The organism is Streptomyces sp. NBC_01255 (assembly GCF_036226445.1).
GTDB lineage: Bacteria > Actinomycetota > Actinomycetes > Streptomycetales > Streptomycetaceae > Streptomyces.
This window is the reverse complement of sequence record NZ_CP108474.1, coordinates 2,766,873-2,787,323: the sequence shown is the minus strand read 5'-3', so window position 1 is coordinate 2,787,323 and position 20,451 is coordinate 2,766,873. Positions and strand designations below refer to the sequence as shown.

Sequence of the window (20,451 nt, the reverse complement as noted above, 5' to 3'; positions counted from 1 at the left end):
TCGCCGCACCCGGGGCCGTCCCCGTACTCGTACCGCTTCGGACCGCTCGTACCGGGCTCTAGAAGAGGCGGAGCTTGTCGTCCTCGATGCCGCGCATCGCGTTGTAGTCGAGGACCACGCAGCCGATGCCGCGGTCCGTCGCGAGCACCTTCGCCTGCGGCTTGATCTCCTGCGCCGCGAAGACGCCCTTCACGGGGGCCAGGTGCGGATCGCGGTTGAGCAGCTCCAGGTAGCGGGTCAGCTGCTCGACGCCGTCGATCTCACCGCGCCGCTTGATCTCCACCGCGACCGTCCCGCCGTCCGCGTCGCGGCACAGGATGTCGACCGGGCCGATCGCCGTCGGGTACTCGCGGCGGATCAGGGTGTACCCCTCGCCGAGGATCTCGATGCGGTCGGCGAGCAGCTCCTGGAGGTGGGCCTCCACGCCGTCCTTGATGAGACCGGGGTCCACACCGAGCTCGTGCGAGGAATCGTGGAGGATTTCCTCCATCGTGATGATCAGTTTCTCGCCCGCTTTGTTGATCACGGTCCAGATGCCCGCGTCGCCGTCCGCACCCTCCTTGAGCGTGCACGGCGGGGACATCCAGTTGAGCGGTTTGTACGCCCGGTCGTCCGCGTGGATCGAGACGCTCCCATCGGCCTTGATCAGGATCAGACGGGGCGCGGAGGGCAGGTGGGCCGTGAGCCGACCCGCGTAGTCCACGGAGCAACGGGCAATGACGAGACGCATGGTCCGCAACGCTACAAGACGGGCGCTCTTCCGCGCGATTCGGGCATCATCCTTAGCCGAACACCCGTCGGTTATCAGCCTGTTGTGTTCCCAATCTTCTGGTGCGACCAGGTCTGCGCGCTTACCGTGGAAGCTGGAGGTCGTCGTCCGTGCACGCTGCGTGGCGCACGGCCCGGCCTTCGCCCCTGCCCGCAAGACCCCGTCCGCGGGGTCGCGAGAGGAGAACCCATGTCGCTCGACGTCTCACCGGCACTGTTGGAACAGGCCGAGCGAGGCGAGGTCGACGAAGCCGACTTCGTCGACTGCGTCCGGACCTCCCTGCCCTACGCATGGGAGATGATCAGTTCTCTGGTGGCTCAGCTGAAGGTCGACGGCGGAGAGTTCGCCGACAACCAGACGCCGCCGCCGAATGAGCAGGCACGTGGTCAGCTGCTGCGCGCGCTCGCGAGCGATGCCATTCGTGGCGCCCTGCAGCGGCACTTCGGGGTGCGTCTCGCCTTCCAGAACTGCCACCGCCTGGCGGTGTTCCCGCTGGACCCGTCGGTGGACGAGCGGCTCGCCCGCTTCACGTCCGTACGGGGGCAGCTGCTCAACCAGTCGCCGGAACTGCGCGACTGCTGAGACATGGTGCTGCCGCTCCGCATCGCGGGAGACGTGGTCGACGCGTGCCGACGCGCGTCGACCACGCGGAGATGCCGGAGCGGCAGCACAAGCTCTCCGCCGGGCCTCAGGCAAGCAGCGGGAGGACCTCGGCGCCGAGCCGCCGGACGTTCTCCTCGGTCGCCGCGAGGTCGCCCGAGCCTTCCGCCAGCAGGGCGAACCGCGTGATGCCCGTACGCTCCGCCGTCGCCGCGAGCCGGTCCGCCGCCAGCCGGGGGCTGCCCACCGGGTGCAGCCGGCACAGCAGCTCCGTGTACGCCACGGGGTCCCGCATCGCCCGGTGCCGGCCGTCGACCGTCACATGCGCGTCGAGCCCCTGCTTCAGCCAGCCCGGCATCGCCTTCACCAGCGCCTCTGCCGCGTCCGCGCCCCGGTCCGCGAGCTGGACCACCCCCGCCGAGACGTGCCCGGCGCCGATCCGCGCGATCTCGTCCGGGTCCCGCCCGGCCTCCCGCGCACAGCGCGCCCAGGCCGCGACCATCTCGGCCTTGTCCTCGTCGCCGCAGTGCATCCCGAGCAACATCGGAAGCCCGCGCTCCGCGGCGAGCCGCACGCTCTTCGGCGAGGTGCAGGCCACCACCACCTCGGGACCCGCCTCACCGCCGATCAGCTCGTCGGCGCGGGGCACCACCGCCACCTCACGGAAAGCGAATCGTTCCCCCTCGGCGCCGACCCGGGGCTCACCCAGCCACCGCAGCAGCAGGTCGAGCGATTCGCGGAAGCCCCCCTCGTATGCCGCGAGCCCCGCGCCGAACACCTCCAGGTCGACCCAGGGCCCGCCCCGGCCCACCCCCAGGGTGAACCTGCCGCCCGACGTGAGGTGCAGCAGCGCCGCCTGCTCGCCCAGGGCGACCGGGTGGACGGTCGGCAGCACACTCACCGCTGTGCCCACCCTCAGTCGCCGGGTGCGCCCGAGGAGCAGCGCGGCGAGCGTCACGGCCGAGGGGCAGACCCCGTACGGCACGAAGTGGTGCTCGGCGAGCCAGACGGAGTCGAGCCCCGCCTCCTCGGCGACCTCGGCGGTCCGCACCGCCCGGTGCAACGCCTCCCCTTGTCCCTGGCCCGGGAACTGGGCGGCCAGAACGAACGTACCCACGCGCATCGCCTTCTGCCTCCTTTGCGGCCGACGCGTATCTCCCCTCGCACTGGCAACAACGTCTGACACGTGCCAAAGGCAACGGCCCTTCATGAAGTTCTTGCGATTTTCGGCTAAGCCGCCGCGGACGGGGCCCGGGGCACCGCGTCGCGGCCCGTAGGCTGGAGAGAACGGTCCGTGTTCCCAGACCCCGTGAGGTGTGCCCGTGTCCCCGCGCCACAACCGTTCCCGAGGCGGCGATAAGCCCGAACAGCAGCAGCCGGGCGAACCCGGCGACCGGTACGGCGGTGCGCAGCGCAGCGAGACCTGGCAGGGCGAGGAGTGGTACGTCCGCCTCGTCGCCGGAGCGAGCTCGCCCGGCAAGCGCTACCGCTGCCCCGGCTGCGACCAGGAGATCCCGCCCGGCGCCCCGCACGTCGTCGCGTGGCCCGAGTACGGGGGCGTGGACGACCGGCGCCACTGGCACAAGGCCTGCTGGAACGCGAAGGACCGCCGCACCAGCAGGGTGCAGCGGTCCCGGAACGCGCCGAGGTACTGACGTACGCCGAGGTACTGACGTACCAGGGAGCCGTCGTTACACGTCGCGGCTGTTCAGCAGGGCGTAGGCGCCGGCCAGCGCCGCGGCCGCGACGCCGCACATGATCAGCAGCGGCTCCCAGCCCGCCGGGCCGCTGTCGCCGAACGGCGGGCGCGCGCTGTACAGCGCGATCATCTGCGAGGGGATCGCGTAGGTGAAGAGTGCCTCCTGCACGGACCTGAGCGCCTCGGAGAACATGAACAGCGCCGCCACCAGCGGGAGCAGCAGCAGACCGATCATGACGGTGATCGCGCCGGCCGAGTGCCGGATGAGCGTCCCGAGCGCCAGCGACAGCAGACCGAGCAGGGCCAGGTAGGCGCCCGCCCCGACCGTCGCCCGCAGCCACTCGGCGGACGTGGGTTCCCGCGCGTCGACCATGGCGACCTGGGCCACCGCCACCAGCGTCGCGAAGACGGTGGTGACCGTGAAGACCAGCAGGAAGAAGACGATCGCCTTCGCCGTCAGCACCCGCGCACGGGTCGGGCAGGCGGTCAGCGTCGTGCGGATCATGCCGGTGCCGTACTCGGAGGCGATCGTCAGGACGCCGAGCGTGATCACGCAGATCGACGCGGGCAGCATCCCGAAGAAGCCGAAGCCGAGCGCGGACTCCTCACCCATCGGCGCCTCGGAGGCCGAGGCGATCGCCGCCACGCCCAGGCCGATGGCCAGCATCAGCAGGATCATGACGCCGAGCGTCCACAGCGTCGACCGGACCGAGCGGATCTTCGTCCACTCGGAGGCGAGGGCGTCACCGAGGTGCGCCCTGCGCATCGGGATGGGGGAGACGTAGGCGTGCGGCGCCGGAGCGTGGTGGTGGGTGGGGGCGGTCATCGGGCGTCCTTGGTGGTGTCGCTCGGCTGCGGTGTGGCGTACGGGCTGGGCGCGGGCGCCTGCGGAGCACCGGGCGCGGGCGCCTGCGGAGGCCCGGCGTACGGGTTCTGTCCGGGCGGCGGCGGGGCGTACCAGCCCTGCTGCGACACCTCGGGGGCCGCCGGCTGCTGCGGCGGCATCCCGTACCCCGGCTGTCCGGGCTGAAGCGGCGCCTGGAGGTGGGCGAGGCGGTCGTCGGTGGAGCGGTAGTCCACCGCACCCTGCGTCATCCGCATGTACGCCTCCTCAAGGGAGGCCTGGTGCGGGGACAGCTCCCAGAGCCGTACGTCCGCGTCGTGCGCCAGGTCGCTGATCCTCGGCAGGGGCAGACCCGTGACGCGCAGCGCGCCGTCCGGCTCGGACAGCACCTGGCCGCCGGCCTCCATGAGCGCCGCCGTCAGCTTCTCCCGCTGCGCGGGCTCGGTCTGCGGCGTCCGCACCCGGGCGAAGTCGGCGGAGTTCGCCGAGATGAAGTCCGTGACGCTCATGTCCGCGAGCAGCTGCCCCCGGCCGATCACGATCAGGTGGTCCGCCGTCAGCGCCATCTCGCTCATGAGGTGGCTGGAGACGAAGACGGTCCGGCCCTCGGAGGCCAGCTTCTTCATCAGGTTACGGACCCAGAGGATGCCCTCCGGGTCCAGGCCGTTGACCGGCTCGTCGAAGAGCAGCACCTGCGGGTCGCCGAGGAGAGCCGCCGCGATGCCGAGCCGCTGGCCCATGCCGAGCGAGAAGCCGTTCGAGCGCCGCTTCGCCACGTCCTGGAGGCCGACGACGCCGAGGACCTCGTCGACCCGCTGCGCCGGGATGCCGGCCAGCTGGGCGAGCGACAGCAGATGGCTGCGCGCGCTCCGGCCGCCGTGCACGGCCTTGGCGTCGAGCAGCGCGCCGACCTGCCGGGGCGCGTTCGGCAGCTGCCGGAAGGAGTGGCCGCCGATGGTCACATGGCCCGCGCTGGGCCGGTCGAGCCCGAGGATCATGCGCATGGTCGTCGACTTCCCGGACCCGTTGGGGCCCAGGAAGCCGGTGACCACACCGGGCCTCACCTGGAAGGAAAGGTTGTACACGGCCGTCTTGGCGCCGTAGCGCTTCGTCAGGCCGACTGCCTCGATCATTCTCCAGCCCCATCGACAGGTCGTCGCATCCATGTCGGGGCGTGGCGGCCGTCGGCCGGAGCCCCCCGTATGAATGAGGAGCTTATCCAGCCGTTGACGGTTCCGGCGAAGCGGAAGAGAAGCGAAAGCGACTCAGGCGTCGCGCTTCTTCATCACCAGGTAGCCGCCGAGGAGCGCCGCCACCACCCAGATCAGCATGATCCCGAGCCCGCCCCACGGCCCGTACGGGGCCTCTTCGGTGTTCATGGCGTCCGGGACGACCTGCATGATCTTCGCGCCGGCCTGGTCGGGGAAGTACTTGGCGACCTCCTTCGCCTTCGGTACCGCCGACAGGATCTGGGAGATCAGGAAGAAGAAGGGCACCAGGATGCCGAGCGAGAGCATCGAGGAGCGCAGCATCGCGGCCACGCCCATGGAGAACAGCGCGATCAGGCACATGTAAAGACCGGCGCCGATCACCGCCCGCAGCACGTTGTCGTCGCCGATCGAGGCCCGGTGCTCGCCGAGCAGGGCCTGCCCCAGGAAGAAGGAGAGGAAGCTCGTCACGAGGCCCACGAGCAGCGCCAGACCACCGGCCACCGCGATCTTCGAGAAGAGGAAGGTCGCGCGCTGCGGTACGGCGGCGAGCGAGGTGCGGATCATGCCGGAGGAGTACTCGGTGCCCACCACCAGGACGCCGAAGACGACCATGGCCAGCTGACCGAGGATCATCCCGGAGAAGCTGACGAACGTCGGGTCGAAGGTGAGCTGCTCGGCCTGGTTCAGATCGTCGAAGGTGGAGTTGAGGAGCGCGCACAGCGCCGCGCTCATCGCCACGGTGACGAGGAGGGCGCTCGCCAGCGTCCAGACCGTCGACGACACCGTCCGGATCTTGGTCCACTCGGACTGGAGGACCGCGGTTGCCGCTGCCATGGTTCAGACTCCCTCGGAGGTCGAGCCCCACCGGGGGCCGGGCGCCGGCACGGCGCTGTGTACGTCGGTGCCGTGCGCGTGGTACTCCACCGCACCGGCCGTCATCTGCATGAACGCTTCTTCGAGGGAGGCGCGCTGCGAGCTCAGCTCGTGCAGGACGAGCTGGTTCGCGGCCGCCAGCTCGCCCAGCTTCTCGGTGGTCGCCCCGTCCACCTCAAGGGTGCCGTTGCCCGCCTCGACCGCCACGAACCCGTTGGCGTGGAGGAGGTCCCGCAGGCGCTCCTGCTGCGGTGAACGCAGCCGCGCATAACTCCGCGAATTCTGCTGGATGAAATCCGCCATCGACGTGTCGGCCAGCAGCTTTCCCTGCCCGATCACGATCAGATGATCGGCCGTCAGCGCCATTTCACTCATCAGATGGCTGGAGACGAAGATCGTCCGGCCCTCGCCGGCCAGGGCCTTCATCAGATTGCGGATCCAGTGAATTCCCTCGGGGTCCAGACCATTGACGGGTTCGTCGAACATCAGGATCTCGGGATCGCCGAGCAGCGCCGAGGCGATACCGAGCCGCTGCCCCATGCCGAGGGAGAAACCCTTCGACTTCTTCCGCGCGACCGGCGTCAGACCCACCAGATCGAGCACCTCGCCCACCCGGCTCTGCGGGATCCGGTTCGACTGCGCGAGGCACAGGAGGTTGTTGTACGCGGAACGCCCGCCGTTCATCGCCTTGGCGTCGAGCAGTGCGCCGATGTACTTGAGCGGCTCTTCGAGGTCCCGGTAGTGCTTGCCGTCGATCCGGACCGTACCGCTGGTCGGATTGTCCAGATCGAGCATCATCCGCATCGTCGTCGACTTGCCCGCCCCGTTCGGCCCGAGGAAGCCGGTGATGACGCCCGGCCGGACCTGGAAGGAGAGATGGTCGACCGCTGTCTTCGTCCCGTAGCGCTTGGTCAGGCCCTCAAGCTCGATCATGCGTACCAACCTAAGGGCGCACAAAACCCTCCGCCACCGGAATGACGGAGGGTTTTGCGCGGTGCCGGCGCTGGATGTCAGCGCCGGTGTTACCGGGTCTGCTGGGCCGGGACGCCGGCCGCGCGCTCGTCGTCGATCGGGGAGCCGGCCGCCGCGACCGCGGCACCCGTCAGCGTCGCCAGCATCTCGCGGACGTTGGTCAGCTGGGCGTTGATCGAGTCCCGGCGGTTCGTCAGCGCCGCGAGCTCGCGCTCCGATTCGCTGCGGATCCGGTCGGCCTTCGCGTTCGCGTCGGCCACGATGTCCTCGGCCTGGCGCTGCGCGGTCTCCACCGTCTGACGGGCGCGGCGCTCCGCGTCCGTACGCAGCTTCTCGGCCTCCAGGCGGAGCTGCTCGGCGCGGTGCTCGATCTCGGCGAGGCGCTTCTCGGCCTTCGCCTGACGCGAGGCCAGGTCCCGCTCCGACTGCTCGCGGCGCTTCGCCAGGTTGGTCTCGAAGTCCGCGGCGGCCTGGGCGGCCTTGGCGCGGGTCTCCTCGAAGAGGGCGTCCGCCTCCTCGCGCTTCGACTGCGCGTCCTTCTGCGCCTCGCCACGCAGCGAGTTGGCCTCGCCCTGCGCCTTCTCGACGATCCGGACGCCCTCGTCCTCGGCCTTCGACTTCCGCTCGGCCGCGAAGGACTCCGCGTCGTTGCGCACCTGCTGGGCGGCCGACTCGGCCAGCTCGCGGTGCTGCTCGGCCGCGCGACGGGCCTCCTCGCGGAGATCCTTCGCCTCCTCCTCGGCGAGCCGGAGGATCTTCTCGACACGGGCACCGAGGCCGGCGTACGACGGCTCCGCGTCGGTGACCTGCGCCTGGGCGTTCTGCGTTTCGAGGTGGAGTTCCTCGATGCGCTTCTCCAGGGAGGTGATGCGGGACAGCGCGCTGTCACGGTCGGAAACGAGCTTGGTAATGCGGTCGTCCACCTGACCGCGGTCGTAACCGCGCCGCACGAGCTCGAAGCCGAAGGGGGAGGAAGTGTCGCTCATGGGTTTCCTGTCGAATGAGACCGGTGAGGTGTTAGAGGGAATCCTAGGGGCCGAAGCGGCGTGTCATCGAGCGTATGCCCGTTTGATCTGGAGAATGTCCAGCCTTTTGAGTGGCTAGCCGTCCTGGGACTTGCCACTCGAACGAGTGGCCCCCGTCGACGCACCCGCCTTGAGCCCGTCCTTCGCCCCCGCCGACGGCGTCTCGAAAGACTCCAACGCCTCCAGCACGTCCTGGACACGGGAGATCTCGGCATTGATGTCCTCGCGTCGGCGCACGAGCACCTCCAGCTCCCGCTTGCCCTCCGCGACGGTCCGCGCGGCCTCGGCCTCCGCGTCGGCCCGCAGCTGCTCGGCCTCCGCCTTGATGCCCTCGGCCTCCGCGACGAGCGATGCCTTCTTCTGCTCGGCCTCCTTGAGGAGCGCCTCCGCCTTCCGCACCGCCGCGATACGGACCTTGCTCGCCTCGGAACTCGCCTCGGAGACGAGCTCCTTCGCCTTCTCCTCCGCCTCGGTGCGCTGCTCCGTGGCGGCCTTGACCAGCTTGTCGACGCGCTCGCCGGCCGTCTTCATCTGCTCGGCCGTCTCGCGCCGCGCCCGGTCGTGCAGTTCCTCGATCTCGCCCTCGACGCGGCCCCGCAGCTCCTCGGACCGGTCCCTTATGGCCGTCGCGTCGCTGCGCGCCCCGACGAGCAGTTCGTCGGCGTCCGTACGGGCCTTCTCCACCAGCGAGTTGCCGTCGACGGTCGCCTCGGCGACGATCCGCTCGGCCTCCTTGCGGGCCGCGCCGACCATGGTGTCCGCCTGCGTCTCGGCCTCGGTGGTGGCGCGCAGCGCCTCCTCCTGGGCCTTGGCGATGAGCTGGTCCGCCTGCTCGGCCGCGTCCGAACGCTTCCGCGCGGCGGCGTCCCGGGCGTCGTCCAGAGTCCGGTCCGCCTCCTCGCGGGCCTCCGACCGCATCTGCTCGGCCGCCGCCTCGGCGTCCGCCTTCACCTGCTTCGACTCCGCGCGGATCCGCTCGGCGTCCTGCTGCGCGGCGCCCACCGTCGCGGTCGCCTCGGCCTCCGCCCCGGCCTTGTGACGCTCGGCCTCCGCGACGGTCCGGCCCGCCTGCTCGGCGGCCTCCGCCGCGACCCGCTCGGCGTCGGCGCGCGCGTCCGCCGTGACCGCGTCGGACAGCTCGCCCGCCTCACGGGTGATCCGCTCGGCCTCGCTCGTCGCCTCGGCGATGAGCGCGTCGGCCTGCTCGGCGGCGTCGGAACGCCGCTTGTCGGCGGCCTTGCGGGCGTCGTCGAGGACCTTCTCGCCGTCGGCGAGGGCCGCCGTCCGCAGGGCCTGGGCGTGCGCCTCCCCGTCGATCTTGACCTGCTCGGCCTCGGCGCGGAGCCGATGAGCGTCCTGCTCGGTCGTCTCCATGAGCTCGATCGCCTCGGCGGTGAGCCGCTCGGCCTCGCTCGTCGCCTCGGCCATGAGCGCGTCGGCCTGCTCGGCGGCGTCGGAACGCCGCTTGTCGGCGGCCTTGCGGGCCTCGTCGAGGACCTTCTCGCCGTCCGCGAGGGCCGCGGTCCGCAGCGCCTCCGCGTGCGCCTCCCCGTCGGCCTTGACCTGCTCGGCCTCGGTACGGAGCCGCCGCGCGTCCTGCTCGGTGCTCTCCAGGAGTTCGGCGGCCTCGGTGGTGAGCCGCTCGGCCTCCGCCGTCGCCTCGGCGGTGACGCGCTCGGCCTCCGCGAGTGCCTCGGCGGTGAGCCGCTCGGCTTCGCTCGTCGCCTCGCCCACCAGGCTGTCGGCCTGCTCGGCGGCGTCGGAGCGGCGCTTGTCGGCGGCCTTGCGGGCCTCGTCGAGGACCTGCTCGGCCTCGGCGCCGATCCGGTCCGCCTCCGCGCGCGCCCCGCCGACCACCGTCTCGGCCTTCTCGGCGGCCTCCGAACGGATCCGGTTCGCGTCGTCCCGGGCGTCCGCCCGCGTACGGGCCGCGTCCTGCTCCGCCGAGGCGAGCGAGTCCGTCACCTCGGTCCGTACCCGCTGCGCGTACTCCGCGGTGTCCGCCCGCAGCTTCTCCGACTCGGCGATCGCGTCCCCGACCGTCCGCTCGGCCAGCGCCTTCGCGGCCTCCGACTCCTCCTGGGCGCGCGCCCGGGTGCGGGAGGCGTCCTCGGACGCCCGCTCCCGCTCCTCGTACGCGTCAGCCCGGACCCGGTCCGCCTCCTCCTGCGCCTCGGTACGCGTCCGGTCGGCCGCGTGCTCGGCGGCGCTGCGAAGGCCGGCGATCTCCTCCTCGGCCTGCTCGCGCAGCCCGGCCACCGAGTCCCGCACCTCCTGGGCGGCTCGCGAGGCGGCGGTGACCATCTCGGTCGCCCGCGCGTCCGCCTCCTCGACCAGGCGCTGCGCCTCGGTCTGGGCGTCCTCGACCCGCTTGCGGGCGGCGGCGAGGAGCTCCTCGGACTGCTCGCGGGCGTGCTCGCGCTCGCGGCCGGCCTCGGAGCGGGCCGACTCCAGCGTCTCCTCGGCCTCCCGGCGGCGCCGGTTGGCCTCCTCCTGCGCGGCGGCCAGTGCCTCGGCGGCCTCGGCGGCGACCCGCTCGGCGGCGGCCGCGGCCTCCGCCCGCACCCGGTCGGCGGTCTCCTGCGCCTCCGACTTCAGGCGCTCGGCCTCCGCGCCGGCCTCCGTGCGGAGCCGTACGGCGGCGGTCTCGGCCTCGGTACGGACGGTGGAGGCGTCGGCCGACGCCTCGGTCCGCAGCCGCTCGGCCTCCTGCTCGGCCTGCTCCTGGAGCGTACGGATGCGCTCGGCGGCCTCCGTGCGGAGCCGCTCCGTCTCCTCGGCGGTCTCGCGCCGGATCCGCTCGCTCTCGGCGCGGGCGTCGGTCAGCTCCTGCCCGGCGGCCGCCACCTTCGACTCGGCGTCGGTGTGCAGCCGGGTCAGCTCCTCGGCGGCCTCGGCGCGGCGGGCCTCGGCGGCCCGCTCGGCGTCCGCGCGCAGCCCGGCGGCGGCCTTCTCGGCCGCGTCCTTGACCGACTCGGCCTGCTCCTCGGATTCGGCGCGCAGCCGCTCGGCCTCGGCGCGGGTGCGCTCCAGGGTCTCCTCGGCCTGCGCGCGGAGCGTCTGGGCGCGCTCCACGGCCTCCGACTTGACCCGCTCGCTCTCCGCGCCGGCCTTGGTGCGGAGCTCCTCGGCGTCCGTACGGGCCTTGGTGAGCAGCTCCTCGGCGGTGCCGGCCGCCTCCTCGATCTGCTGGAGGGCCTCGCGCCGGGCCTCGCCGCGGATCCGCTCGCCCTCCGCGACGGCCTCGGCGCGCAGCTGCTCGGCCTCGCCGCGCAGCCGGCGGGCCTCCTCCTGGAGCTCGACCGTCTTGGCGCGGTACTCCTTGGTGTCGTCCTTCGCCGAACCGAGCAGCTCGTCGGCCTGCTCCTCGACCCGGGCCCGCAGCCGGTCCATCTCGGCCTCGGCCTCGCGGCGGACCCGCTCGGCTTCCTCGGCGGCCTTGCGGGTGGTCTCGCGGGCGTCCTCGGACGCCTTGGTGAGGATCTCCTCGGCGTTGCGCGCGGCCTTGGCGAGCGCGGCGGCGGAGTCCTCGGCCACGGCCGTACGGGCCTTCTCCGAGGCCTCCGTGACGAGCTTCTCGGCCTCGGCGGTCGCCTCGCGGAGCTTCTCCTCGGCCTCGGCCTTGAGGGCCTCGGCGTCCTTCGTGGCCTCGCCGACGAGCCGGGCGATCTCCGCCTTGGCCGTGCGGGTGCGCTGCTCGTTGACGGACTCCGCGGAGGCGAGCTGCTTGGCGGCGGCGTCCTTGGCCTCCGTGAGGGCCTTCTCGGCCTCGGCGCGGGCCAGCCGGAGCTTCTCCTCGGCCTCCTGCATGCGCTGCTCGGCGGCGCGGGAGAGCTCGGTGGCCTGGCGGCGGGCCTGGTCCGTCTCGGCGGTGGTCGTCGAGCGGAGCTGCTCGGCGTGGCTCGTGGCCTCCTGGGCCTGGCTGGAGGCGGCGCCGAGGAGCCGCTCGGCGTCCTTGCGGGCGCGCAGCAGGATCGCTTCGGCCTCGGCGCGGGCGGACTCGGCCTCGGTGCCGACGCGGCGGCTGGTCTCCTCGGCGAGCCGGGTGGCCTCGGCGCGGGCCGTGGCGAGCGACTGCTCGGCCTCGGCGCGGGACTCCTCCATCAGGCGGCGGGCCTGGGACTCCGTACGGGCGCGCAGCTGCTCGGCCCAGGCGACGTTCTCGTTGACGTGCGCCTCGACGGTCTGCCGGCGCTCGTTGAGTTCCTGGTCGAGCTGCTGGCGGCGCTGGACGGCTTCGTTGTGCAGCTCGGCCTGAAGCCGGGACTGGTGCTCGGCGTGCTCCTGGAGGATGCGCTGCGTCTGGGCGCGGGCCTCGCGCAGCTCGCGCTCGGCGTCCTGACGGAGCTGCTCGGCCTGCGCCTGCGCGTTGCGCAGCAGCTGCTCGGCCTGGTACCCGATGTCCGCGCTGTCGTACGCGGGCCGGGACGCGATGGTGCGGCGCGCCTCGTGGAGCTTGGCCCGCAAGACCTCGACCTGGTAACCGAGGTCCTCGGCGTGCTGGACGGCCTTCTCGCGCTCGGTCTTCAGCCGGTCCATCTCGGCTTCGAACCTGGCGAGATGGTCGTCTTCAGCTCGGTGGCTCTCCTGGCGTTCGTAGCCCCGCACTGCGCGGTCCATCCTTCCCCGAGCTCTCCGAGCAGGGGATACCCCAACCCTGTTCGCAACTCCAACGAGCACCGTCCTCACCGACGAGGACGGACCCCCGGGGAATCGTGGCAGATCGGACGACCCCGACATCCCGACTTCGGTGCCACGCGGAGCAGCCCCGACCGGCCCCGGCCCGGAGCCGCCCACTCTACCGGGCCAGGAATCCGGAGGTCAGTGCTCCGCTGAGGAGTGGTCAGCGGACGGCTTCGCCGAGGTGACCAGTTCCGTGAGGACGCCATGGCAGTCCTTGGGGTGGAGGAAGGTGATGCGGGAGCCCATCGAGCCGATGCGGGGCTCGTCGTAGAGGACGCGGACGCCCTTGGAGCGGATGTCCGCGGCGTCACCGTCGACGTCTGCCGTGCCGAAGGCGATGTGGTGCACGCCCTCCCCGTTCTTGGCGAGCCACTTGCCCACCGCCGAGTCCTCCCGGGTCGGCTCCAGGAGCTGGAGGTAGGAGGCCCCGCCGTCCGAGGTCTCGTTGATCTTGAGCATGGCCTCGCGGACGCCCTGCTCCTCGTTGACCTCGGTGTGGAACACCTCGAATCCGTACGTCGCACGGTAGAACTCGACAGTCTTGTCGAGGTCGAAACAGGCGATCCCGATGTGGTCGATTCGCGTCAGCATGCCCCCTAGTCCATCGCCAGGAAGGCGGTTACGCAACGTGCGCGCGATCACACCGGCTGGCCGGTGACCGGGCAGCGCGCGCCTCAGTACATTGGCGGTAAACCCTCGTTCACTCCTCATCCCTAGGGGCCGTGCCTCATGTCTGGAACGACCGGTACCACCTCAGTGATCGTCGCGGGCGCCCGCACGCCCATGGGTCGCCTCCTCGGCTCGCTCAAGTCCTTCTCGGGCGCGGACCTCGGCGGCTTCGCGATCAAGGCCGCCCTCGACCGTGCGGGCATCGGCGGCGACCAGGTGCAGTACGTGATCATGGGCCAGGTGCTCCAGGCGGGCGCCGGGCAGATCCCCGCACGCCAGGCCGCCGTCAAGGCCGGCATCCCGATGAACGTCCCGGCCCTCACCATCAACAAGGTGTGTCTGTCGGGTCTCGACGCGATCGCCCTCGCCGACCAGCTGATCCGCGCGGGCGAGTTCGACATCGTCGTCGCCGGTGGCCAGGAGTCGATGACCAACGCCCCGCACCTGCTGCCGAAGTCCCGCGAGGGCTTCAAGTACGGCGCGATCGAGATGCTCGACGCGATGGCGTACGACGGCCTCACCGACGCCTTCGAGAACATCGCCATGGGCGAGTCCACGGAGAAGCACAACACCCGCCTCGGCATCAAGCGCCCCGAGCAGGACGAGATCGCCGCCCTCTCGCACCAGCGCGCCGCCGCCGCGCAGAAGAACGGCATCTTCGAGGCCGAGATCACCCCGGTCGAGATCCCGCAGCGCAAGGGCGAGCCGGTCGTCTTCTCCAAGGACGAGGGCATCCGCGCCGAGACCACCGCCGAGTCCCTCGGCAAGCTCCGCCCGGCCTTCGCGAAGGACGGCACCATCACCGCCGGCACCTCCTCGCAGATCTCCGACGGCGCCGCCGCCGTCGTCGTGATGAGCAAGGCCAAGGCCGAGGAGCTGGGCCTGGACTGGATCGCCGAGATCGGCGCCCACGGCAACGTGGCCGGCCCGGACAACTCGCTCCAGTCGCAGCCGTCCAACGCGATCCTCCACGCCCTGAAGAAGGACGGCCTGACCGTCGAGGACCTCGACCTGGTCGAGATCAACGAGGCCTTCGCCGCGGTCGCCGTCCAGTCAATGAAGGACCTCGGCGTTACCCCCGAGAAGGTGAACGTCAACGGCGGCGCCATCGCCCTGGGCCACCCCATCGGCATGTCCGGCGCCCGTGTGGTGCTGCACCTCGCCCTGGAGCTCAAGCGGCGCGGCGGCGGCATCGGCGCGGCGGCCCTCTGCGGCGGCGGCGGCCAGGGCGACGCGCTGATCGTCCGCGTCGCCGGCAAGTAAGTCGCCGGCAAGCAACCGGCAAGTAATCCGGCACCTAAGGAGCAGTGCAGATGGTGGACGTCCCCGCACTCGTCGCCCAGGCGCGCGAGGGCAGGCCGCGGGCCGTGGCCCGGCTGATCTCGCTCGTGGAGGGGGCGTCCCCGCATCTGCGCGAGGTGATGGCGGCGCTCGCGCCGCTGACCGGCAACGCCTACGTGGTGGGCCTGACGGGCTCGCCCGGCGTCGGCAAGTCCACGTCGACCTCCGCGCTCGTCTCCGCGTACCGGAAGGCGGGCAAGCGGGTCGGCGTCCTGGCCGTCGACCCGTCCTCCCCCTTCAGCGGAGGAGCGCTGCTCGGCGACCGGGTCCGGATGTCCGAGCACGCCTCCGACCCGGGCGTCTACATCCGCTCCATGGCCACCCGTGGCCACCTGGGCGGTCTCGCCTGGTCCGCGCCGCAGGCCATCCGCGTCCTGGACGCGGCGGGCTGCGAGGTGATCCTCGTGGAGACGGTCGGCGTCGGGCAGTCCGAGGTCGAGATCGCCTCCCAGGCCGACACATCGGTCGTCCTCCTCGCGCCGGGCATGGGCGACGGGATCCAGGCCGCGAAGGCGGGCATCCTGGAGATCGGCGACCTGTACGTGGTGAACAAGGCCGACCGGGACGGCGCGGACGCCACCGCCCGGGAGCTCAACCACATGCTGGGCCTGGGCGAGGCGCGGTCCGCCGGTGACTGGCGGCCGCCGATCGTCAAGACGGTCGCGGCGCGCGGCGAGGGCATCGACGAGGTCGTGGAGGCCCTGGAGAAGCACCGAGCGTGGATGGAGGAGCACGGGGTGCTGGCGGACCGCCGCCGGGCCCGTGCCGCCCGCGAGGTCGAGACCATCACCATCACGGCCCTGCGCGAGCGCATCGGCGACCTGCACGGCGACCGGCGCCTGGACGCGCTGGCGGAGCGGATCGTCGCGGGCGAGCTCGACCCGTACGCGGCCTCCGACGAGCTGGTCGCGAGCCTGACGGGCAACTGAGTCCCCGTACGCGAGAGGGCCTCCCCGGCGATCCGGGGAGGCCCTCTTCGTACGCGTACGGGCTACGGCTTGCCGCGGCGCCCGCGCAGCTGCTCCGCGATCGGCTTCAGGGACTCGTGGAGGTCACCGAGGGCCTCGGAGCCCATCTGGTCGATGAAGTGCCTGCGCACCGAGTCGACGTGGTGCGGGGCGACCTTGCGCATGGTCTCCATGCCGTCGTCCGTGAGGACGGCGTACAGCCCGCGCCGGTCGGACTCGCAGTTCTCGCGCCGGACGAGTCCCGCGTTCTCCATCCGGGTGATCTGGTGGGAGAGCCGGCTCTTCGACTGGAGGGTGGCCGTGGCGAGGTCGCTCATGCGCAGCCGGCGGTCCGCCGACTCCGAGAGGTTCACCAGGATCTCGTAGTCGTTCATCGTCAGGCCGAAGGGCTGGAGATCCCTCTCCAGCTGGTGCATCAACATCCTGTTGACGTCCAGGAACGTGCGCCACGCGCACTGCTCGCCGTCGGTGAGCCACGGGGTGGCCGTCTCGGTCTCCATATATGGATTCTACCTAAGAAGTTGAATACTTGACGATGTCTGGGTGTGTGACGCCCGGCACCGGCGCAGACGATCGCGCCGAGCACCGGCGCAGACGTTCGAGGGCGTCACACTCCGCAGACTACCGCTCACAGGCCGAAGCGCCGCTGGAGGTCGCCGAGCTGGCCGGGAAGGCGCGGTACCGAGCCGGGCACGGCCTGGCCGGAACCGTGTGCTCCGTGTCCGCCCGGCACACCCGCCTGCGCGGGCGGCCCGCCGATCGACCGCTCCGGCATGAGCAGCTCCGTCGACTGGAGCAGGACCGTGCCCGCGCCCACGAACTCGAACTGGTGCTCCTCGCCCGAGGTGCCGCCGATCCCCGTCAGGGCCCGTACGCCGCCCATCACGCCCGTCATGTAGCCGTGGTCGTAGTGGTGGCACGGCGACGGGCAGTCCGCCCAGCCGACAAGGGCCTGCGGGTCCACCCGCATCGGCGGCTCCATGAAGACCACCGGACCGTTCGACGCGGCCACGAACTTCCCCGTGCCGATCAGCGTCACGAAGCCCGGCACGATCGACTGCTTCAGCGCCAGCGTGGGCTGATAGGCGAGGAGGTTGCCCGAACGGATCGTCAGATTGCCCTGGTCCAGGTCGAACGAGTTCACGTCGAAGGCCCGGTCCGCGAGCAGCATCTTGCCGCTGCCCTCCGCGACCACCCAGTCGCTCGCGTGCAGCGGCGAGTGGAACGACGTACGGACCAGTCGGTCGAGCCGCCCGTGCCCGATGCCGTTGAACTCGATCCGCCCGTAGTAGGCGATCATCTTGCCCTTCTGCAGGAACCACTGGGAGCCCTTGAGCTCCACGCAGAAGGTGTACGCGTTCACGTTGTCGTCCGACGGAAGCGTCGTCGGGTCGTGGATCACCGGGGTGCTCACAGCTTCTCCTCCGAGGCCTGGACGTACACCGCGCCGCTGCCGCTCAGCTCCAGCTGGAACGCCTCGCCCGAGCCGCGCCCCACCATGTCGCGCCAGCCCAGCGCCGTGGAGAGCTTGTTCCGTACGTCGCCGTGGTGTGCCACGTACGCCTGCGGGTCCACGTGGACCGGGCGGCCCGGGGTGATGGGCAGCTCGATGACCCCGCCGTGCGCCATGACGGCCACCGAGCCGTGGCCCTTGAGGGTGGTGGTGAAGAGGCCCTGGCCGGTCACCTGGCCGCGGACCATGCCCATGACCCCGCCCTGCGAGCCCATGAACATCGTGCCCTGCTCCAGGGTGCCGTCGAAGGCGAGGAGCCGGTCGGCCTCGACGTACAGGGTGTCGCCCGTCAGCGCGATCACCTGGATGTGGTGGCCGCCGTGCCCGAACATCACCGTGCCGTTGCCCTCGACGCTCATCAGCGGCGTCGCCTCGCCGGCCACGCGGCGGCCGATCATCGACATCACGCCGCCCTGGCCGCCCGCCATGTTCGGCGTGAAAGTGACGTCGCCGCGGTACGCGAGCATCGCCCCGCGCTGACTGAACATCCGCTGCCCGGGGATGACGGTCGCCTCGACCATCTTCGCGTTGATCTCGCGGAACGGCATCAGACGTCGCCCCCGATCGTGTTCCGCTCGCTCGGCTGGACGTACACGAGGCCGTCCCCCTCGAAGCGGATCTGGAAGGCCTCGCCGCCGCCCTCGCCCATGAGGGTGCGGAAGGTCACACCGGACTGGAAGTGCTGCTGGAGGTTGCCCTGGTGGGCGATGTACGCACCCGGGTCGACCTGGAGCGGGTACTGCGGGGTCACCCGCAGCACGACCGCCGGGCCGTCGGACATGATCGCCGCCTGCCCGGTGCCCTCGACGGTCGTCGTGAAGAGACCGTTGCCGGTCGCGCCGCCGCGCATCCCCGTGAAGGTGGTGCCGGTGCGCAGCCCCGCGTCGGTGCAGAGCAGATTGCTCGCCTCGACCCAGAGCTTCTCGCCGTGCAGGGACACGAGGTTGATCTCGGAGGCCCGGTCGGCGAACCAGCAGGTGCCTTGCCCGCGTACCTCCATCATCTCCATCTGCTCACCCGTGAGCCGGCGGGTGACCATGCCGCGCAGGCCCTCACCGCCACCGCTCATCTTCTTGAACGCCATCTGGCCGTCGTAGGCGACCATCGAGCCGTTCTTCGCCTTGACGGAGTCGCCGGTCATGGAGACCGCGAGCACCTTGCTGCCTTGGAGTCGGAACGTTGCCACCCGTTGAAGGTACTGGGGACCCGGATAAAGAGACAGCAAAGTCGGCGTGCACAGTGACTCCACCCACCGCTGCGGCGGCGGGCTTCCTGTGTGGAGGCTATGCCTCCGCGTAGAGGACCAGCCCGGCCCTGCTGAGTACGTTCAGCGCGCCGACGTGGTCGGCGTTCGCGAGGAAGCCGCACGCCGTGCACTCGAACGTCGCTTGGGTGACGCGGTTCTCCCTGGCGACGTGCCCACAGCGTGGGCAGGTACGGGAGGTGTTGCGGGCGTCCACTGCGATCACGCGGCGAGCGGCACTTTCAGCCTTCTGCGCCAGGATCGACAGGAACTGTCCCCAACCCACGTCGAGGATGCTGCGGTTCAAGCCCGCTTTCGCGGCGGCGCCGTTCGGCAAGAACGCGCCGGGCTGATCGGGATCGGGCTTGGCCTTTGGAGCGCGGGTCATACCCGCGATGTTCAGCCGCTCGTGGGCGATCACATCGTGGCCGCAGATCAGCCCCTTCGCGGTCTTGTGGTGATGGTCACGTCGCTGACGCCGAATTCTGCCGTGCAGCTTGGCGATCTTGCGGACTGCGGCCCGGTGCTTCTTCGACCTCATCCTGGTGCGCTTGGGGAACGTCGAGAGGTGCTGCTGTGCGACGGTCAACGCTTCAGCGGATGCTTCGAGGTAGCGCGGATTCTCTAAATGCTCGCCGTTCGATGTGGTGAGGAAGTGCGTCACGCCCATGTCGATACCGATGATCGACCCGCTGGCGGGAAGCGGCTCGGTCGGCACTTCATCGCAGGCGAGGACCACGAACCAGTGTTTGCCCTCACGCTTCACGCTGATCGTCTTGACCCGCCCGCGTACCGGCCGGTGCTGGTGTGTCCGCACGTGTCCGATGCCTTGCAAGCGCACGCGGGTCTGCCGGTCACGCGGTGTGGAGTCCCAGCGGCAGCCGTCCCCGTCCTTCGGGAACAGGACCGTGTCGAAGTGCCCCACGCCCTTGAATCTGGGATAGCCGGGGGTGAGACCCGCCTTCACCCGGCGGAAGAACGCATCGAACGCCTTGTCCAGGCGGCGCAGCGTTGCCTGCTGAGAGCTGAACGACCACCGGCCCTGACGATCCGGGTCGAACGCCGGGATCTCCTTGAGCTGAGCGGACTGGTCGGCGTACTTGATGTTCGTTTTCGAGGCGTGCCGGTAGGCGTCCCGACGCTCCTGTAACGCGCCGTTGTAGAGCGAGCAGTGGTCCCGCAGCATCTCGCCCAGGGCCCGGGCCTGCCGGAGGGTGGGGCGAAGGCGGAACTTGTAGACACGTATCAATCCCCCGTCTCCTTGTTCTTCTGTCGGGAGCGCTTCCCCCGGGTGTCCAGGTGAACCCCACCCCGCCAGCGCGGGTCGTTCCCTGGCTGCGTCATGATGGACGGGCCCTTGTGTATCCGTTCACAAGATCGAACGAAGGTGACCCCTGTCGTGGACATCAAGACTGCATCCTCCCTGCACCGGCTTCGGCTCGTCTCCGCGCCGGAGGCGGTGTCGTTCCTGCTGCTGCTCGTCTGCTCGGTGCTCAAGAGGACGACGGACTTCAACGCGGTGCCGGTCATGGGCGCGGTCCACGGCGTGCTGTTCATCCTGTACGTCCTCTTCTGGCTGGACGCCTGGAACCGCACCAAGTGGAGCTTCGGCACCGCCGCGCTCTACTTCGTCCTCTCGGTGCTGCCCTTCGGCGGCTTCTACGCCGAGCGGAAGCTGAAGCGCGAGGCCACCGACGCGGTCGCCGCCTCCCGCGCCGGCGCCGGGGACGCGGTGAAGGCGTGATCGTCGCGTTCTCGGTGACTCCCCTGGGCGTGGGGGAGGAGGTCGGCGAGTACGTCGCCGACGCCGTCCGGGTCGTCCGCGAGTCCGGGCTCCCGAACCGTACCGACGCCATGTTCACGTCCGTCGAAGGTGACGACTGGGACCAGGTCATGGACGTCGTGAAGCGTGCGGTCGCCGCCGTCGAGGCACGGGCGCCGCGTGTCTCGGTGGTCATGAAGGTCGACATCCGTCCGGGTGTCACAGGTGGCCTGACCTCGAAGGTCGAGACGGTGGAGCGGTACCTGGCCGGCTGACGCC

At 71.0% G+C, this 20,451-nt stretch carries 20 protein-coding genes; 6 read left to right on the top strand and 14 right to left on the bottom strand.

Annotated elements, in window-relative coordinates; translation table 11 throughout:
• Positions 1 to 58: 58 nt before the first annotated feature.
• Entirely contained in the window at positions 59 to 730 is a 672-nt protein-coding gene (nucS, locus tag OG357_RS12065) for an endonuclease NucS (RefSeq protein ID WP_329621151.1), read from the bottom strand.
• Positions 731 to 958: 228 nt separating this feature from the next.
• Here nucS and OG357_RS12060 point away from each other — a divergent pair, with 228 nt between their 5' ends.
• Positions 959 to 1,351, top strand: coding sequence for an SCO5389 family protein (locus tag OG357_RS12060; protein ID WP_329621150.1), 393 nt, complete (start codon positions 959 to 961; stop codon positions 1,349 to 1,351).
• 106 nt (positions 1,352 to 1,457) lie between these two features.
• Here OG357_RS12060 and OG357_RS12055 read toward each other — a convergent pair whose 3' ends face one another.
• Complete coding sequence (locus OG357_RS12055) at positions 1,458 to 2,492, bottom strand: LLM class flavin-dependent oxidoreductase (protein ID WP_329621149.1); 1,035 nt, start codon at positions 2,490 to 2,492, stop codon at positions 1,458 to 1,460.
• Between the two features lie 199 nt (positions 2,493 to 2,691).
• On the opposite strand from OG357_RS12055, the gene OG357_RS12050 reads away from it, so the two are divergent.
• On the top strand, positions 2,692 to 3,024 hold the full coding sequence (locus OG357_RS12050) for an ATP/GTP-binding protein (protein ID WP_317599198.1): 333 nt from the start codon (positions 2,692 to 2,694) through the stop codon (positions 3,022 to 3,024).
• 36 nt (positions 3,025 to 3,060) lie between these two features.
• Here OG357_RS12050 and OG357_RS12045 read toward each other — a convergent pair whose 3' ends face one another.
• The 7 genes from OG357_RS12045 to mce all read right to left on the bottom strand — a co-directional run bounded on the left by OG357_RS12045 (position 3,061) and on the right by mce (position 13,267).
• A complete protein-coding gene (locus OG357_RS12045) occupies positions 3,061 to 3,894 on the bottom strand; it encodes an ABC transporter permease (RefSeq protein WP_329621148.1) in 834 nt (277 codons plus the stop codon).
• Positions 3,891 to 5,045 (bottom strand): ABC transporter ATP-binding protein, encoded by a 1,155-nt coding sequence (locus OG357_RS12040; protein ID WP_329621147.1) that lies wholly within the window; start codon positions 5,043 to 5,045, stop codon positions 3,891 to 3,893. Before OG357_RS12040 ends, OG357_RS12045 begins: the two co-directional genes overlap by 4 nt.
• Before the next feature lie 132 nt (positions 5,046 to 5,177).
• Positions 5,178 to 5,957 carry an ABC transporter permease gene (locus OG357_RS12035; protein ID WP_329621146.1) on the bottom strand — a complete coding sequence of 260 codons (780 nt, stop codon included), beginning with the start codon at positions 5,955 to 5,957 and terminating at the stop codon, positions 5,178 to 5,180.
• Positions 5,958 to 5,960: 3 nt separating this feature from the next.
• A complete protein-coding gene (locus OG357_RS12030) occupies positions 5,961 to 6,929 on the bottom strand; it encodes an ABC transporter ATP-binding protein (protein ID WP_329621145.1) in 969 nt (322 codons plus the stop codon).
• A gap of 89 nt (positions 6,930 to 7,018) precedes the next feature.
• On the bottom strand, positions 7,019 to 7,954 hold the full coding sequence (locus OG357_RS12025) for a cellulose-binding protein (RefSeq protein WP_329621144.1): 936 nt from the start codon (positions 7,952 to 7,954) through the stop codon (positions 7,019 to 7,021).
• 114 nt (positions 7,955 to 8,068) lie between these two features.
• Complete coding sequence (gene scy, locus OG357_RS12020) at positions 8,069 to 12,601, bottom strand: polarized growth protein Scy (protein WP_443066804.1); 4,533 nt, start codon at positions 12,599 to 12,601, stop codon at positions 8,069 to 8,071.
• A gap of 213 nt (positions 12,602 to 12,814) precedes the next feature.
• A complete protein-coding gene (mce, locus tag OG357_RS12015) occupies positions 12,815 to 13,267 on the bottom strand; it encodes a methylmalonyl-CoA epimerase (protein ID WP_189509294.1) in 453 nt (150 codons plus the stop codon).
• Positions 13,268 to 13,405: 138 nt separating this feature from the next.
• Here mce and OG357_RS12010 point away from each other — a divergent pair, with 138 nt between their 5' ends.
• Complete coding sequence (locus OG357_RS12010) at positions 13,406 to 14,608, top strand: acetyl-CoA C-acetyltransferase (protein WP_329621142.1); 1,203 nt, start codon at positions 13,406 to 13,408, stop codon at positions 14,606 to 14,608.
• 50 nt (positions 14,609 to 14,658) lie between these two features.
• Complete coding sequence (gene meaB, locus OG357_RS12005; protein WP_329621141.1) at positions 14,659 to 15,615, top strand: methylmalonyl Co-A mutase-associated GTPase MeaB; 957 nt, start codon at positions 14,659 to 14,661, stop codon at positions 15,613 to 15,615.
• 62 nt (positions 15,616 to 15,677) lie between these two features.
• On the opposite strand, the gene OG357_RS12000 is transcribed toward meaB, so the two are convergent.
• From OG357_RS12000 to OG357_RS11980, 5 genes are all read right to left on the bottom strand, one after another.
• A complete protein-coding gene (locus OG357_RS12000) occupies positions 15,678 to 16,154 on the bottom strand; it encodes a MarR family winged helix-turn-helix transcriptional regulator (protein WP_329621140.1) in 477 nt (158 codons plus the stop codon).
• 128 nt (positions 16,155 to 16,282) lie between these two features.
• Positions 16,283 to 17,068 (bottom strand): AIM24 family protein, encoded by a 786-nt coding sequence (locus OG357_RS11995; protein ID WP_317599216.1) that lies wholly within the window; start codon positions 17,066 to 17,068, stop codon positions 16,283 to 16,285.
• Entirely contained in the window at positions 17,065 to 17,715 is a 651-nt protein-coding gene (locus tag OG357_RS11990; RefSeq protein ID WP_329621139.1) for an AIM24 family protein, read from the bottom strand. The genes OG357_RS11995 and OG357_RS11990 overlap by 4 nt, the downstream gene beginning before the upstream one ends.
• Positions 17,715 to 18,353, bottom strand: a complete 639-nt coding sequence (locus OG357_RS11985; protein WP_317599220.1) for an AIM24 family protein — start codon at positions 18,351 to 18,353, stop codon at positions 17,715 to 17,717. The genes OG357_RS11990 and OG357_RS11985 overlap by 1 nt, the downstream gene beginning before the upstream one ends.
• Positions 18,354 to 18,450: 97 nt before the next feature.
• Positions 18,451 to 19,659: an RNA-guided endonuclease InsQ/TnpB family protein gene (locus tag OG357_RS11980; protein WP_329621138.1), complete on the bottom strand. Its 1,209-nt coding sequence runs from the start codon at positions 19,657 to 19,659 to the stop codon at positions 18,451 to 18,453.
• Between the two features lie 150 nt (positions 19,660 to 19,809).
• Here OG357_RS11980 and OG357_RS11975 point away from each other — a divergent pair, with 150 nt between their 5' ends.
• Together OG357_RS11975 and OG357_RS11970 are read left to right on the top strand one after the other, a co-directional pair.
• Positions 19,810 to 20,154, top strand: coding sequence for a DUF3817 domain-containing protein (locus OG357_RS11975; protein ID WP_329621137.1), 345 nt, complete (start codon positions 19,810 to 19,812; stop codon positions 20,152 to 20,154).
• Positions 20,151 to 20,447 (top strand): MTH1187 family thiamine-binding protein, encoded by a 297-nt coding sequence (locus OG357_RS11970; protein ID WP_329621136.1) that lies wholly within the window; start codon positions 20,151 to 20,153, stop codon positions 20,445 to 20,447. Before OG357_RS11975 ends, OG357_RS11970 begins: the two co-directional genes overlap by 4 nt.
• Positions 20,448 to 20,451 lie beyond the last annotated feature (4 nt).